At 72.5% G+C, this 14,925-nt stretch carries 14 protein-coding genes; 10 read left to right on the forward strand and 4 right to left on the reverse strand.

Annotated features, from left to right (window positions below; genetic code table 11):
• Position 1 precedes the first annotated feature (1 nt).
• From ABD329_RS02775 to ABD329_RS02805, 7 genes are all read left to right on the forward strand, one after another.
• Complete coding sequence (locus ABD329_RS02775) at positions 2–883, forward strand: carbohydrate ABC transporter permease (protein ID WP_198279458.1); 882 nt, start codon at positions 2–4, stop codon at positions 881–883.
• Positions 880–2,349: an ADP-dependent glucokinase/phosphofructokinase gene (locus ABD329_RS02780; protein WP_344315864.1), complete on the forward strand. Its 1,470-nt coding sequence runs from the start codon at positions 880–882 to the stop codon at positions 2,347–2,349. Before ABD329_RS02775 ends, ABD329_RS02780 begins: the two co-directional genes overlap by 4 nt.
• Positions 2,350–2,410: 61 nt before the next feature.
• The gene (locus tag ABD329_RS02785) at positions 2,411–3,424 is read left to right on the forward strand and encodes a tagatose 1,6-diphosphate aldolase (protein ID WP_198282434.1); all 1,014 of its coding nucleotides are present in this window, start codon (positions 2,411–2,413) and stop codon (positions 3,422–3,424) included.
• Between the two features lie 152 nt (positions 3,425–3,576).
• Positions 3,577–4,605, forward strand: a complete 1,029-nt coding sequence (locus ABD329_RS02790; protein WP_344315865.1) for a class I mannose-6-phosphate isomerase — start codon at positions 3,577–3,579, stop codon at positions 4,603–4,605.
• Positions 4,606–4,768: 163 nt separating this feature from the next.
• The gene (locus ABD329_RS02795; RefSeq protein ID WP_214665749.1) at positions 4,769–5,386 is read left to right on the forward strand and encodes a TetR/AcrR family transcriptional regulator; all 618 of its coding nucleotides are present in this window, start codon (positions 4,769–4,771) and stop codon (positions 5,384–5,386) included.
• Positions 5,383–5,583: a ferredoxin gene (locus ABD329_RS02800; protein ID WP_198281846.1), complete on the forward strand. Its 201-nt coding sequence runs from the start codon at positions 5,383–5,385 to the stop codon at positions 5,581–5,583. Before ABD329_RS02795 ends, ABD329_RS02800 begins: the two co-directional genes overlap by 4 nt.
• 109 nt (positions 5,584–5,692) lie before the next feature.
• Positions 5,693–6,928: a cytochrome P450 gene (locus tag ABD329_RS02805; RefSeq protein ID WP_198281845.1), complete on the forward strand. Its 1,236-nt coding sequence runs from the start codon at positions 5,693–5,695 to the stop codon at positions 6,926–6,928.
• Here ABD329_RS02805 and ABD329_RS02810 read toward each other — a convergent pair.
• Genes ABD329_RS02810 through ABD329_RS02820 form a run of 3 tightly spaced genes read right to left on the reverse strand, consistent with a single transcriptional unit; the run spans position 6,918 to position 9,306 of the window.
• Entirely contained in the window at positions 6,918–7,199 is a 282-nt protein-coding gene (locus ABD329_RS02810; protein ID WP_344315866.1) for a non-oxidative hydroxyarylic acid decarboxylases subunit D, read from the reverse strand. The two genes, ABD329_RS02805 and ABD329_RS02810, sit on opposite strands and share 11 nt — an antisense overlap.
• 56 nt (positions 7,200–7,255) lie before the next feature.
• Positions 7,256–8,680 (reverse strand): non-oxidative hydroxyarylic acid decarboxylases subunit C, encoded by a 1,425-nt coding sequence (locus ABD329_RS02815; protein ID WP_344315867.1) that lies wholly within the window; start codon positions 8,678–8,680, stop codon positions 7,256–7,258.
• 32 nt (positions 8,681–8,712) lie between these two features.
• Entirely contained in the window at positions 8,713–9,306 is a 594-nt protein-coding gene (locus ABD329_RS02820) for a non-oxidative hydroxyarylic acid decarboxylases subunit B (protein WP_198280591.1), read from the reverse strand.
• Positions 9,307–9,457: 151 nt separating this feature from the next.
• Here ABD329_RS02820 and ABD329_RS02825 point away from each other — a divergent pair, with 151 nt between their 5' ends.
• On the forward strand, positions 9,458–10,348 hold the full coding sequence (locus ABD329_RS02825) for a helix-turn-helix transcriptional regulator (RefSeq protein WP_198280592.1): 891 nt from the start codon (positions 9,458–9,460) through the stop codon (positions 10,346–10,348).
• Positions 10,349–10,458: 110 nt separating this feature from the next.
• Here ABD329_RS02825 and ABD329_RS02830 read toward each other — a convergent pair whose 3' ends face one another.
• Positions 10,459–12,519, reverse strand: a complete 2,061-nt coding sequence (locus tag ABD329_RS02830) for a phosphocholine-specific phospholipase C (protein ID WP_198280593.1) — start codon at positions 12,517–12,519, stop codon at positions 10,459–10,461.
• A gap of 396 nt (positions 12,520–12,915) precedes the next feature.
• Here ABD329_RS02830 and ABD329_RS02835 point away from each other — a divergent pair, with 396 nt between their 5' ends.
• On the forward strand, positions 12,916–13,722 hold the full coding sequence (locus ABD329_RS02835; protein WP_198280594.1) for a SigB/SigF/SigG family RNA polymerase sigma factor: 807 nt from the start codon (positions 12,916–12,918) through the stop codon (positions 13,720–13,722).
• Between the two features lie 87 nt (positions 13,723–13,809).
• A complete protein-coding gene (locus ABD329_RS02840) occupies positions 13,810–14,922 on the forward strand; it encodes a CapA family protein (RefSeq protein WP_344315868.1) in 1,113 nt (370 codons plus the stop codon).
• Positions 14,923–14,925: the final 3 nt, after the last annotated feature.

Consider the following 14,925-nt stretch of genomic DNA (forward strand, 5'->3'; position numbering starts at 1 on the left):
CATGACCGCCATCCCCGCGCCCGTCCCCGCCGCGCCCGCCGCCATCCGGGCCCGCCGCCGGGCCCTGACCCGCCGGGTGCTGTTCCGGGCCGCCGTCGGCGCCGTGGTGCTCTGGTCCGTCGCACCGTTCATGTGGCAGCTCAGCACCTCGTTCCAGCGGGACCGCGATCTGTCCTCGGTGACCCCGCACTGGCTGCCCATCCCGGGCACGCTGGAGCACTACCGGGCCGTCTTCACCGACTACGAGTTCAGCAAGTACCTGGTCAACAGCGTCATCGTCACGGTCACCGCGACCGCCATCGGGCTGGTGCTGGCGGCGCTCGCCACCTATGCGCTGGCCCGGCTGCCGGTGCCCGGCAAGGGCGTGGTGCTCGCCGTGGTCCTCGGCCTGTCGATGTTCCCGCAGATCTCGATCGTCGTCCCGCTCTATCTGGTGCTGAACGCCCTCGGGCTGCTCGACACCTATACGGGGCTGTCCAGTTCGTACGTCGGGCTCGCCCTACCGCTGATGATCTTCGTGCTGTACGCCCACTTCCGGTCCCTGCCCACCCAGCTGGACGAGGCCGCGGCCATCGACGGGGCGGGGCTGCTGCGCACCCTGCGCAGTGTGATCCTGCCGCTCGCGCTGCCCGGGATCGCGGCCGCCGGAATGCTCGGCTTCATCACCAACTGGAACGAGTTCATGCTCGCGCTGGCCTTCACCTCCTCGCCCGAGCACCAGACCGTGCCGGTCGGCATCGCGGGCTTCCAGTCCCAGTACTTCGTCCCCTGGGGCGACATGGCCGCCGCGTCCGTCGTGGTCACGCTGCCGCTGGTGCTGATCGTGATGCTCTTCCAGCGCCGCATCGTCGCGGGCATCACCTCCGGGGCGGTGAAAGAGTGACCCGGCGGGCCGGCGCGCGGCCGCTGCGGGCGGTCAGCGGGGACGAGATCTGGGCGGACCGGTACCGCGCCCTCGCCGCGCGGGTCCGCGCCCGGGCCCGTACGGCCGCTCCGGTCCTCGCCGGATTCAGCGCCTGCGTCGACCACGTCCACCGGATGGACGCCGCCCGGATCGCCGCACTCGTCGACCGGACGGGCGCGAGCGGACCGGCGGGCCGGGTGGCCGCCGAGGTCCACCGGCGGATCCGCCAGGGCCACGGCGGTGAGATCGTCGAGCTGTGGCCGGGTGGCACCGACTGGGTGCGCGCACTGCTCGGCGCCCCCGACCAGGTGCAACTCGGCGGCAGCGGGCCCCAGGCGTCCTGGGCGCTGGCCGTACTCGGCGCGCCCAGCGTCGTTCCACTGGCCGACCGCGGCGCCGAGCAACTGGCGGTGCTCCACCCCGAGGTGCGCCTGTGCACCGCCACTGGCACGGTCGCGGCCGGTCGGTTGGCCGCCGCGCACGGGGGCGGGGCCGCGGACGGTGCGTACGGTCGGGGCGGACCGGGCGATCCGGGCGGCCCCGGTGGTTATGGCGGTCCCGGTGGTCCGGGCGGTCCCGGCATCCACGGCGGCCTCGGCCGCCCCCGCGTGGCCAAACAGCCGCACAGCGTCCTGGAGTTCGCCGCGGGCACCCCCGTGCCGGGACTGCCGGACGGGCTGCCCCGCTCCTCCCGGATCATCCTGCGGTTCGTGGACGACGGGATCGAGCGCGACGAGTGGTTCGCCGCCCGCTCCGGTGAACTGGCCCGCACCGCCGCAGCGGGCCTGCTGTCCGGTATGAACGGGCTGCCCGAGGGCGGCACCGGGTCCGCCGACCGGGCCTGGCTCACCCAGGTCGTCCGCACCTGGCGGGACGCCGGACTGCCGCTGCTCCACCTCGAACTCGCCGAGTTCGCCACCGTCAGCGCCCTGCGCTCGGGGTGCGACGAGTACGCCCCGCTGGCCGACTCCGTCGGTATGAGCCTGTCCGAACTCGCCGCGCTCGCCGGGCCCTCGGCCCGCGCCTCGCCCGTCACCGCCGCGGCCCGGTTCGCCACCGCGTACCACCTGGAGCGGGTCTGTGTGCACGCCGACGGCTGGGTGCTCGCCGTGCACCGCGGCGATCCCACCGAGCAGCGGACCGCGCTGATGACCGGCAGTCTGCTGGCCGCCGCGCGGGCCGCCCACGGCGAGCCCACCGCCGAGCTCGAACCGCCGGCCGCGGCCGGCTACACCGCGGACCGACCGGCCGACGGCCCACTGGGCGACGGGCTGCGGGCGGACTGCGTACCCGCGCCCCACCTCTGCCGGCCCGCGGCCACCATCGGCCTCGGCGACACCTTCGTGGGCGGGCTGCTGCTCGCACGCTCGCTCCCGCCGGACGGCCCGCCGCACCGGCCACCGCCCCCCACCACGACCGACCCTCCCGACCTCCGACCCCACTGACCCCCGAAAGCCGCCGGCACCCGCCCGGCGATCCCCTGACGCCCTTGATGAAAGGACCCTCATGAGCACCTCCGACCTGACCACCGATCCGGGCAAGTTGCGCGGCCTGACCCGGGTGACCAGTGAGGACGGCTTCTTCCTGATCTGCGCCCTGGACCATCTCTCGGACTTCGCCGAGCTGCTGGCCCCGGACCCGGGGACGGTGAGCTTCGCGGATGTGGTCCGCGCCAAGGACGCCGTGATCCGGGCCGTCGCGCCCAGCGTGACCGCCGTACTCCTCGACGCCCACTACGGCGTCGGCCATCTGACGGCGAGCGGCGCCCTGCCCCGCGACGTCGGCCTGATGGCCAGCATCGAGGACGAGGACTACGGCATTCCCGAGGGGCCGCGCCGCACCCGGCACCGCGAGGGTTGGTCCACCCGGCAGATCAAGCTGGCCGGTACCGATGTCGCCAAGCTGCTGTGGTGGTACCGCCCGGACGGCGACCCGGCCACCGCCGAACACCAGCGTCAGGTGGTGCGCGACCTGGTCGCCGAATGCGCCGAGCTGAGCCTGCCCCTGGTCGTCGAGCCCATCTGGTATCCGCTGCCCGGGGAGGACCCCGGCTCGGCGGAGTGGAGGGAGCGTCGGGTCGAGGGCATCATCCGCTCCGCCGTGGACGCCGACCGGCTGGGCGTCGACATGCTCAAGGTGGAGTTCCCCGGCTACGTGGACACCGAGCAGGGACGTGAGCGCGCCGCGGCCGCCTGCAAGGAGCTGGACTCCTCGGTGCGGGTCCCCTGGGTGATCCTCTCCGCGGGGGTGGGCTACGAGGACTTCCGCACCCAGGTGCGGATCTCGGCGCAGGCCGGGGCGTGCGGCTATCTGGCGGGCCGGTCGATCTGGCGGGACGCGGTGTCCACCCACGACCCCGAGGCGCGTGCCAGGGGCATCGAGCAGGCCAGGGGCCGTTTGGACGAACTGAACGCGGTGATCCGTGAGCACGGCAGGCCGTTCCTGCCCGGACGCTCCCTCGACCAGGCGCTGGACCGTCTGCCCGAGGGATGGTTCCACGACTGGCACCCGGCCGTCTGACGCCCGTCGTGGCCCCGCGGCGGGGCGGTGGGCGGCCCTGACCCGCCCACCGCCCCTCGCCGGCCGTTCACCCCATCCCGCCCGTTCACCCGCCCCCGCCCGCACCCATCCCGCCCGTTCACCCGCCCCCGCCCGATCTGGGAGGCCCCCGGATGCCCGCCGAGCCCATCCCCCTGCCACCCAATTTGCCGCGCTCGTTCTACCGCGACTCCGGAGCCATCGCCCGCTTCCGGCGCACCGCCCCGGACGGTGACGGCTACCGCCCCGAGGACTGGGTCGCCTCCACCACCCCGCGGTTCGCCCAGGCCCCCGCCGGGCTGACCACGCTGCCGGACGGCACCCGGCTGGCCGATGCCGTGGCCGCCGACCCCGGCGCCTGGCTGGGCCCCGAGCACACCGCGGCCTACGGGGCGGACACCGCGCTGCTGGTCAAGCTGCTGGACGCCGGGCAGCGGCTGCCGCTGCACAGCCACCCCGACCGCGGCTTCGCCCGGGCCCATCTGGGCAGTGCCCACGGCAAGACCGAGGCGTGGTTCGTGGTGGACGCGGCCCCGGGCGCCGAGATCCGCATGGGTTTCACCCGCGATGTCACCGCCGATGAGCTGGCGGACTGGGTGGGGCGCGGCGATACGGAGGCGCTGCACGGCGCCGTGCACCGGGTGCCGGTGGCCGCGGGGGACGCGCTGCTGTGCCCCGCCGGGACGCCCCATGCCATCGGAGCGGGCGTGCTGCTGGTGGAGCTCCAGGAGCCCACCGACTTCTCCGTCCTGCTGGAGTGGGAGGGCTATGCGATCGACGGCGCCGCCGAGGGCCATCTGGGACTGGGCTTCGACCGCGCGCTGGCCGCCGTGGACCGCGAGGGTGTGGACGGCGCCGCGCTCGCCCGGCTGCGCGGACCCGGAGCGGGCGCGGCCTCCGGCGGCAGTGTGCTGCCACCGGAGGCCGGGAGCTCCTTCCGGGCCGAGCTGTACCGGGGCGAGCCGACGGCCGCGCTGGACCCGGGCTTCTCGGTGCTGGTGGTCCTCGACGGCACCGGGACGCTCGGCCATGAGCGGGGACGTCCGCTGGCGGTGAGCGCGGGGCAGACCGTACTGATTCCGTACGCCGCGGGCCACACCGAGCTGTCCGGGCCGGTGAGCGCCCTGCGCTGCCGTCCGCCCGCGCCCGGCACGGCCGGCTGATCGCCGTTGTCCCGAGGGCCCGGCCGCCGGGCCCTTCAATCAGTTGCTTTATTTAATTCACGCGTTTTAGAGTGGCCGCGACAGCTCACAGGAACCACGGAGACTGGAGGCCACGGTGACCGACGCACGCACCGTCCGCTCCGCCGGGACCCGCGAGGCCATCATGGCCGCGGCGGAGCGGCTCTACGCCGAGCACGGCCTGGTCGCGGTGTCGAACCGCCAGATCAGCGAGGCGGCCGGGCAGGGCAATGTCGCCGCGGTCGGCTATCACTTCGGCACCAGGGCGGATCTGGTGCGCGCCATCATGGGCAAGCACTCCGGGGCGATCGAAGAGATCCGGCAGCGGATGGTGGAGGAGACCCGCGGCAGCGAGGAGGTCCGGGCCTGGGTCGCCTGCCTGGTGCGCCCCGCCACCGAGCACCTGGCCACCCTGGGCGTCCCCTCCTGGTACGCCCGGTTCGCCGTCCAGGTGATGACCGACCCCGTGCTGCGGGCGATCGTCACCGACGAGGCCCTCACCCGGGAGCCGCTGCGGGAGACCCTCCACGGCCTGGGCGGCTGCCTGGACGCCCTGCCCGCCGAGGTGCGGGCCGAACGGGGCGACATGGCCCGCCAGTTGATCACCCACACCTGTGCCGAACGGGAGCGCGCCCTCGCCGAGGGGACCAGTACGCGCCAGCCGTCCTGGGACGACACGGCCGGCGCGCTCACCGACGCCATCACCGGTCTGCTCCTCGCCCCCGTCACCCGCCGTTCCCCAGCCAAGGAGGCCCGGACATGAAGATCACCGTCGACGAGGAGAAGTGCTGCGGCGCGGGCCAGTGTGTGCTCATCGCGCCAGAGGTGTTCGACCAGCGCGAGGAGGACGGCATCGTCGTGCTGCTCGACGCCGAGCCGGCCGACGGCCACCACCCGGCCGTCCGGGAGGCCGCGAGCGTCTGCCCGGCCGCCGCGATCCAGCTGAGCGAGTCCACATGACCACGCCGTCGAGCGTGGTGGCGGCCGGTGTCCGGAGGCGCCGGCGGGCTCGGCCGCGAACCCCGGAAGTCCTGGACGCGCTTTCCCGACCGACCCTCGGAGGAAGACCATGACCACCTCGCCCGTGGCCGACGACGCGTCGGCCGAGATCCCCGCCTTCCCCCAGCCGCGCGCCGCGGTCTGCCCCTTCGATCCGTCCCCTGAGCTGCGCGGGCTGGCGAGCTGGGGTCCGCTGACCCGGGTCAGGTCCTGGAACGACAGCACCCCCTGGGTGGTGACCGGCCACGCCGAGCAGCGGACCCTGCTCTCCGACCCCCGGCTCAGCGCCGACTTCTCCCACCCCGGCTTCCCGAGCCCCGTCCCGCACACGGGCGGCGAACGGCAATCCACCGACCTGAGCTTCGTCGGCATGGACGATCCGGAACACGCCCGGCTGCGCCGCATGGTCAGCGGCGCCTTCACCATCAAGCGGGTGGAGGCGATGCGCCCGGTCGTGCAGGAGATGGTGGACGACTTCATCGGCCGCCTGCTGGCCGGGCCCAAACCGGCCGACCTCGTCCAGGCGCTCGCGCTGCCGCTTCCGTCGCTGGTCATCTCCGAGCTGCTGGGCGTCCCGTACGAGGACCACGAGTTCTTCCAGACCAACAGCAAGGTCCTCGTGTCCGCCGTGGCCACGCCCGAGGAGCGGACCGCCGCGCACTCCAACCTGTACGGGTACCTGGACCAGTTGGTGGGGGAGAAGCTCGCCCGGCCCGGTGACGATCTGCTCTCCGGGCTCGGCCGGCAGATCACCGCGGGCGAGCTGACCCGCCGTGAGGCCGCGGCGATGGGTGTGCTGCTGCTCCTCGGCGGCCATGAGACCACGGCCAACATGATCACCATGGGGACGCTGCTGCTGCTCCAGCACCCCGAACAGCTCGCCCGCGTCCGCGAGGCCGACGACCCCAAGGTGATCGTCTCGGCGGTGGAGGAACTCCTGCGCTACCTCAGCGTCGTCCACCTCGGACGCCGCCGGACGGCGCTGGAGGACATCGAGATCGCCGGCCGGACCATCCGGGCCGGTGAGGGGGTGATCCTCCTCGGTGAACTGGCCAACCGGGACCCGTCCGTCTTCCCGGACCCGGACCGGCTGGACATCGGCCGGGACGCCCGCCACCACCAGGCGTTCGGAGTTGGCACCCATCACTGCCTCGGCCAGCCGCTGGCCCGGATGGAGCTCCAGGTGGTCTACCCCACGCTGTTCCGCCGCGTCCCCACCCTGCGGATGGCGGTGGACCTGGCGGACATCCCGTTCAAGTACGACGCGGTGATCTACGGAGTGTACGAACTCCCCGTCACCTGGTAGCCGTTCCGGCCTCGGGCCGGCGCAGCGGCGGAACGGCCGGGACCTCCGGCGCGGCAGCGATGTCCTCGGGCGTCAGCATGAACTCCTCGGGGTAGGCGTCGCGCCGGGTGCGCCGTGCGGGCTCGCTGGTGCGCCACATGTACAGGCACCGTGCGCACTGGAGCACCTCCCAGACGCCGGGGACGGGGGAGCCGGTGATGTGCTCGATCGTCTCGTGGGCACAGCGCGGGCACGGGGAGGCCGGGCGCGGGGGAGTGGTGTCGTCGGACATCCGAAGTCCTTCCGTGAGGGGGTGGGATGGGGTGTGACGGGGTGTCGGGGGTGTGGTCAGCGGGCGGCGGCGAGCCGCCGCAGCCGGGCCAGCCACTCGTCCGTCTCGGGCAGATCGCGCACCTGGGTGCCGTAGTTGCCGCGGTTGTCGGGGGCGACGGGGGTGGTGGCGTCGATGATGAGCTTGTCGGTGATACCGGGCGTGATGGCCTGCGGGGCCAGCTCCAGCACCGACAGATTGGGGATCCGCACCAGATCGCCCGCCGGGTTCATCTTCGTGGAGAGCGCCCACATCACCTGGGGGAGGTCGAACGGGTCGACGTCCTCGTCCACCACGATCACGGTGGCGGCGTAGCCGAGGCCGTGCGGAGTGGTCAGCACCCGCATGCCGACGGCCTTGGCGAAGCCGCCGTAGCGCTTCCTGGTGGACACGATGACCACCAGCCCGTGGGTGTACATCGCGTTGACCGCCCGGACCTCGGGGAAGTCGCGGCGCAGCTGCTTGTACAGCGGCACACAGGTGTTGGCGGCGATCAGATAGTCCACCTCGGTCCACGGCATGCCGAGGTAGAGGTGCTCGAAGATCGGGGCGGTGCGGTAGGAGATCCGGTCGATGCGGATCACGGGCATGTTCCGGCCGCCGGAGTAGTGGCCGGTGAACTCGCCGAACGGCCCCTCGATCTCCCGCTTGCGGCCTTCGATGACGCCCTCGATGACCACCTCGCTGCCCCACGGCACGGGCAGCCCGGTGAGCGGGGCCCTGGAGACCGGGGCGGGGGCGCCACGCAGCGCGCCGGCCAGCTCGTACTCGTTCTGCTCGTACTCCATCGGGGTGGACGCCACGATGGAGATCACCGGCTCGTTGCCGAGCGCGATGGCCACGGGCAGGTCCTCGCCCCGCTCCTCGGCGGTGTGCAGATGCTGGGCGATGTCGTGCATCGGCACCGGCTGGATGGCGAGCGTGCGCCTGCCCTTGACCTCGATGCGGTAGATGCCGACGTTCTGCTTGCCGCTGTGCTCGGGGTCGGCGGGGTCCTTGGAGATCACGGCCGCCTTGTCGATGTAGAAGCCGCCGTCGCCATCGTTGAGCCGGATCAGCGGCAGCACCCGGAAGATGTCGGCGTCCTCGCCCTCCAGGGTGTTCTCGGCCCACACCGGGTTCTCGCGCCACTCGGGGGCCACCGGGAAGGTGTCCCAGCGGCGGATGAACTCCTCCACCTGCTCCTTGGTGCCGGTCTCCTTGGGCAGGCCGAGCGCGAGCGCGTGATTGGCCCAGGAGCCGTGCACATTGAGCGCGATCCGCGCGTCGGTGAAGCCCTTGACGCGGTCGAAGTAGAGCGCGGGGGCGTGGCCGCCCAGCCGCGGGGCGGCGTTCGCGGCGGCGGCGATGTCCGGCTCCGGCATCACCTCGTCGTCGATGTGTAGCAGCTGACCCTCCTTCCGGAGGGTGTCGAGGAAGGTGCGGAAGTCGTCGTAGGCCATGGGAACTCCAAGTGGGCGGGTGGCGGGGGGAATCAGGCCGCGGTGTGCTTCGGGCCGCGCGCGGCGCGCATGCCCGCCCACCGCTTGGCGGCGGGCGCGGGCAGGTCGAACTGGTCCAGGAGGCGGGCCGTGAGGTGGTCGACGATGTCGTCCACCGACCGGGGGTGGTTGTAGAAGGCGGGCATGGGCGGGACCATCCGCACGCCCATCCGGGAGAGCGCCAGCATGTTCTCCAGGTGGATCTCGCTGAGCGGGGTCTCCCTCGGTACGAGGACGAGCCGGCGCCGCTCCTTGAGGACCACGTCCGCGGCGCGGCCCACCAGACCGTCGGCGTATCCGGCCCGGATCCCGGCGAGGGTCTTCATCGAGCACGGCGCGATGATCATGCCGTCGGTGCGGAAGGAACCGGAGGAGATGGTGGCGCCCTGGTCCTCGGGGGAGTGGGTCACATCGGCGAGCCCGGCCACCTCACGGGCGGACCGGCCGGTCTCCAGCTCGATCGTGGTGCGCGCCCAGCGGCTCAGTACCAGATGGGTCTCCACCCCGGGCAGCTCGGCCAGTGTCTCCAGCAGCCGGACGCCGAACACGGCACCCGTTGCTCCTGTCATGCCCACGATCAATCGCACGGCGGCGCGCTCCCTCGGCTGCTTCGGGTGGAATGCTCTCGGTGGAAGGGGAAGCGGTGACCACGGGGACTCTTTCGGTCACCCGTTCACCACAACGCACTCCACGCTAGATGCGGACCAGGGCACACCAGCCGTACACTGAAGACGCGCTATGGACAGAAACGGACACCGTGATGTCACCGAGGTTCCGTTCCGGCCCTCCGTGGGAGCCCCGCCGGGAGCGGCCGTCCTGGACTTCCCCGGGCTCGCCGCCCGTGCCCGGAGCCATGGCCTCGATGTCCACGCCCCGATGCGGCTCGCCTTCCACCAGCTGATCACCGTGCGCTCCGGGACGCTGCGCTGCTCGGTGGACTTCACCGAGCACGAGCTGACCGAGGGCGGCTGGATGTGGGTGCGCCCCGGGCAGATCCACCAGTTCCGGTCCGCCCTCGGCGCGGCGGACGGGGCCGCGGTGCTCTTCCCGCCCGGCTACCTCGGCGCGGCCACCGCCGCGGTCGCCCGGCTGGACCGGCCCGCGGCGCGGTCCCCGCTGGTGGTGCCCGAAGGCGCCGACGCCGAGGCCGTCCGTGGCGTCCTGGATCTGCTGGAGAGCGAGTACCGGACGGTGGCCGGGCCGCTGGAGGCGCATGTCGAGGTGGTGCGCCACCTCGTCGCCGTCCTCGTGCTGCGGCTGGCCCATCTGCCCGGCGCGCGGAGCGGGGACACGGCGGGCAGCGAGGCGTTCCGCCGCTTCCAGCAGGCCGTGGAGCGCGACTACACCCGCACCCACCGGGTCGAGGACTACGCGGACCGGCTGGGCTACAGCGTCCGCACCCTGACCCGGGCCACCCGCGCGACCGTCGGATGCGGCGCCAAGCGGTTCATCGACGACCGGGTGCTGCTCGAGGCCAAGCGGCTGCTGGTGCACACCGATCTGTCCGCCACGGCCATCGGCGAGCGGCTCGGCTTCCCGGACGCCACCGTCTTCACCAAGTTCTTCCGGCGGCGCTCGGGCGAGACCCCGGCCGGGTTCCGCACCCGCGCCTCGGGCGCGCGGCGCTGACGGCCCGAGCGTCATGTGAGCCCGGGCGCCATATGCGCGGGGGAGAAGCACCGCGCGCCCGCCCGGCGAGGAGCCGGACGGGCGCGCGACGAGGGACCGGTGGTGGAGGCTCAGCCCGCCGAGAGCGCGGGGTCGCTCGTCCCCGCGCGGCCGGTCTCCACATGCCCGGCCAGCCGGCGCAGATAGCCGCTGTCGTGGTCGGAGACCACCGACACGTCGTACCACTGGTGGCTGCGCCCGGTGCGCGCGGTGTGCACCACCCGCGCGCCCGGCCGGAGCCGGTAGTGCACCGGCTTCTCCTTGTGGTAGCCGTCCGTGACGGTGAGCCGCACCGTCGCGTCGCCCTTGTTGACCAGGGTCAGCTCGAGCTCGCCGGTCGACCGGTCGTGACGGGCGCTCACCTCGGGGCCCTCGCCGGTGGCGTGGCCGGTGAAGTGGCGCAGGAAACCGGCCGGACCGTGCACCTGGAGGTCATAGGCGCCGTTGTCCGCCGAGGAGCGCTGCCAGCTGCCGGACAGCCGCTTGCCCGCCTCGACGGTGTAGCCCCACGGCCCGCCCTCATGGCTCGCGGAGGTCACGTGGAAGTGCGCGGCGGTGCCCCTGCCGTGGTGGACGAAGTCGACCCGCAGGCCGCCGTCGGCGCCGGTCGTGGCGTCGGCCGACAGGTCGTACGGCAGCGGCCTGGCCGGGCGCAGCCCGGACTCCTGCCGGGGCAGCGAGGGGTTCGCCGGGAGCGCCGGCACGTAGTCCGGGTGCCGCTCGTTGTCCTTGGGCCGGTAGCCGCTGGTGTCCGGCAGGGCCGGGACCTTCACATCCGTCCGGGAGAAGTCGAAGGCCTCGGTCAGGTCGCCGCACACCGCCCGCCGCCACGGCGAGATGTTCGGCTCCTCGACGCCGAAGCGCCGCTCCATGAGCCGGATGACCGAGGTGTGGTCCAGCGTCTGCGAGCACACCCAGCCGCCCTTGCTCCACGGCGACACCACCAGCATCGGCACCCGCTGCCCCAGCCCGTACGGGCCCGCGGGCTGCGAGGAGGAGCCGGCGTACAGCTCCCCGGTGGTGTCCACGGTCGAGGCGCCCCGCCCGGCGGCCGGCGCGTACGGCGGCACCACGTGGTCGAAGAAGCCGTCGTTCTCGTCGTAGGTGATGAGCAGCGCGGTCCTGCTCCACACCTCGGGGTTGGAGGTGAGCGCGTCCAGCACCTGGGCGATGTACCAGGCGCCGTAGTTCGCGGGCCAGTTGGGGTGCTCGGTGAAGGCTTCGGGGGCCGCGATCCAGGAGATCTGCGGCAGCTTCCCGGCCTTCACATCGTCCCGCAGGACGTCGAAGAAGCCGTCGCCGGATCTGGCGTCGGTACCGGTGCGGGCCTTGTCGTACAGCGGGTCGCCGGGCTTGGCGTCGCGGTACTGGTTGAAGTACAGCAGCGAGTTGTCGCCGTAGTTGCCGCGGTAGGCGTCGTCGATCCAGCCCCAGCCGCCCTTGGCGTCGAGCCCGTCGCCGATGTCCTGGTAGATCTTCCAGGAGATCCCGGCCTTCTCCAGGCGCTCGGGGTAGGTGGTCCAGCCGTAGCCGGCCTCCGCGTTGTCCAGCACCGGGCCGCCGCCCTTGCCGTCATTGCCGGTGTAACCGGACCACAGGTAGTAGCGGTTGGGGTCCGTGGAGCCGATGAACGAGCAGTGGTAGGCGTCGCAGATGGTGAAGGCGTCGGCCAGCGCGTAGTGGAACGGAATGTCCTCGCGGGTCAGATACGCCATGGTGGTGGCCGACTTCGAGGGCACCCACTTGTCGTACGCGCCGTCGTTGAACGCCACATGGCCGTCGCCCCAGCCGTGCGGCAGGTCCTGGAGGAACTGGAGCCCGAGGTCGTTCACCTCGGGGCGGAACGGCAGGACCTCCTTGGAGCCGTCGGACTGGTGCCACACCGGCTTGCCGCCCGGCAGCCGCACCGGCCGCGGGTCGCCGTATCCCCGTACCCCGCGCAGGGTGCCGAAGTAGTGGTCGAAGGAGCGGTTCTCCTGCATCAGCACGACGATGTGCTCGATGTCCCGCAGGCTTCCGGTCCGGCGGTTCGCCGGAATCTCCGCGGCGCGGGCGATGCTGGCGGAGAGGAGGGACATGGCCGTGCCGGTGCCGGCAAGTTGCATGAATCTTCGACGGTCTATGGAGGTCATGACGCTCCGGTCTCCTGTGGCGTTCGAAGGGAAGCGGGGGGAACCGGTGCAGTCTCTTCCGCCAAGCCGGTACGGACAACGGCACATGGGCGAAACGGCGGGAAAGGCTGCGTAAATCTTGATCGTGGGCCGAAACCCTGTCGCGACCCCTCCCACATGCCCGTCCGGGCCACGCACCGGACCGATATGACGCATGACACACCGGATGGACCGGCATCCATCGGGATGAACTCCGTTTCGCCGTGCCGAGGAAGGGCACGCGCACAGTGTGCTTCGGACCGGAGGCACGCCATGGGGGCAGCCCGGCTGCGGAAGGCGTGTTCACGGTCGCCCGAGTTGTTCGGATTGCCGGGCCCTGTGGTGACACCGATACGACAGCCCAAGGGAGACCGGCTCATGACGTCCGCGAAAGCACGCCCCCGAGCACACCCCAAGCACGCACACGACGACGCCCCCGACACCTCCGCCGACTTCCGCCGGATCGCCGATCTGCCGGACGGTCAGGAGAAGGACACCCTGCGACAGGATGTCGTCCAGGCCTGGATGCCGATGGCCGAGCGCATCGCCGCACAGTTCCGCAACCGCGGTGAAAGCTCCGAGGACCTGCGGCAGGTGGCCATGGTCGGCCTGGTCAAGGCGGTCAAGCGCTATGAGCCGGACCGGGGTTCGGCCTTCGAGAGCTACGCCGTCCCGACCGTGGTCGGCGAGGTCAAGCGGCACTTCCGCGACCATATGTGGGGCCTGCACGTCCCGCGCCGGGTCCAGGAGCTGCGCAACCGGGTCCGCACCGCGATCCAGGAGCTGACCCGTTCACCGGACGACCGTTCGCCCAGCGTCAAGGACATCGCCCGGCACACCGGCATGACCGAGGAGGACGTCCTCGTCGGCATGGAGGCGCTCGAAAGCTTCCGCACGCTGTCGCTGGACGCCGCGCTGCGCGGCGCGGACGACGGCTACGCGCTGGTGGACACCCTCGGCTCCACCGAGTCCTCCTACGAGCGGGTGGTCCAGCGCGAATCCCTCAAGCCGTGCCTGCGCAGGCTTCCCGAGCGCGAGCGGGAGATCCTCTACCTGCGGTTCTTCTGCGACGAGACCCAGAGCCGGATCGCCGATCGGCTCGGCATCTCCCAGATGCATGTCTCCCGGCTCATCAACCGCACCTGCGCCCGTCTGGGGCAGGAGGTCGGGGCCCGTGCCGCGTGACGCCCACGCCCCCGGCGGCCCGGGCAACACCCACACGCCTTGCCCCGGTCACGGTCACTCATGGCGACGTACGCCTATCGTTGAGGTATGCACGACACGGCGGTGACGCTGTTCCTCTGCGGCGATGTGATGCTCGCCCGCGGGGTCGACCAGATCCTGCCCCATCCCGGCGATCCGGAGCTCCGCGAGCCCTACATCCGCGACTCCCGGGCCTATGTGGAGCTGGCCGAGGAGGCCAACGGCCCGATCCCGCGCCCGGTGGACTTCTCCTGGCCCTGGGGCGACGCCCTGGCGGTGCTGGACGAGGAGGCGCCCGGGGTGCGGGTGCTCAACCTGGAGACGAGCGTCACCCGCAGTGATGAGTTCGCCCCGGGGAAGGACGTCCACTACCGGATGAGCCCGGACAACCTCCCCTGTCTGACCGCGGTCCGGCCCGATGTCTGCGTCCTGGCCAACAACCATGTGCTCGACGGCGGCCGGCGCGGGCTCGACGAGACGCTCGACTCCCTGGCCGCCGCCGGGCTCCGGGTGGCCGGAGCGGGCCGTGACGCGGCCGCCGCGCGGCGCCCCGCGGCCGTCCCGGCCGGGGACCACCGCCGGGTGCTGGTCTTCTCGTTCGGCGCGGCCTCCAGCGGCATTCCGGGCCGGTGGGCCGCGGCCGAGAACCGGTCCGGCGTCGACTTCCTGCCCGAGCTGTCGGACGCCCGCGCGTACGAGATCACCGTCCGGGTGCGGCAGCTCAAGCGCCCCGGCGACCTCGCCGTCGCCTCGGTCCACTGGGGCGGCAACTGGGGGTACGGCGTCTCGCCGGACCAGATCCACTTCGCCCACGCCCTGATCGACGGCGGCGTGGACCTCGTCCACGGCCACTCCTCCCACCACCCCCGCCCCCTCGAGGTGTACCGCGGCAAGCTGGTCCTCTACGGCTGCGGCGACATGGTCGACGACTACGAGGGCATCGGCGGCTACGAGCGGTACCGCGACGATCTGCGGCTGCTCTACTTCCCCGAGCTGGATCCGGACACCGGCCGCCTGGTGAACCTGCGCATGGTGCCCCTGCGGTCACGGCGGATGCGGCTGGAACGCACCGGCCACGAGGACGCCGCCTGGCTGGGCGGCACCCTGGACCGGGTCGGGGCCTTCCTCGGCTCGCACGTCGACGTCCGGCCCGATGACGTCCTCACCCTGCGCGGGCCCTGACCC

Source organism: Streptomyces javensis, from assembly GCF_039525925.1.
GTDB lineage: Bacteria > Actinomycetota > Actinomycetes > Streptomycetales > Streptomycetaceae > Streptomyces > Streptomyces asiaticus.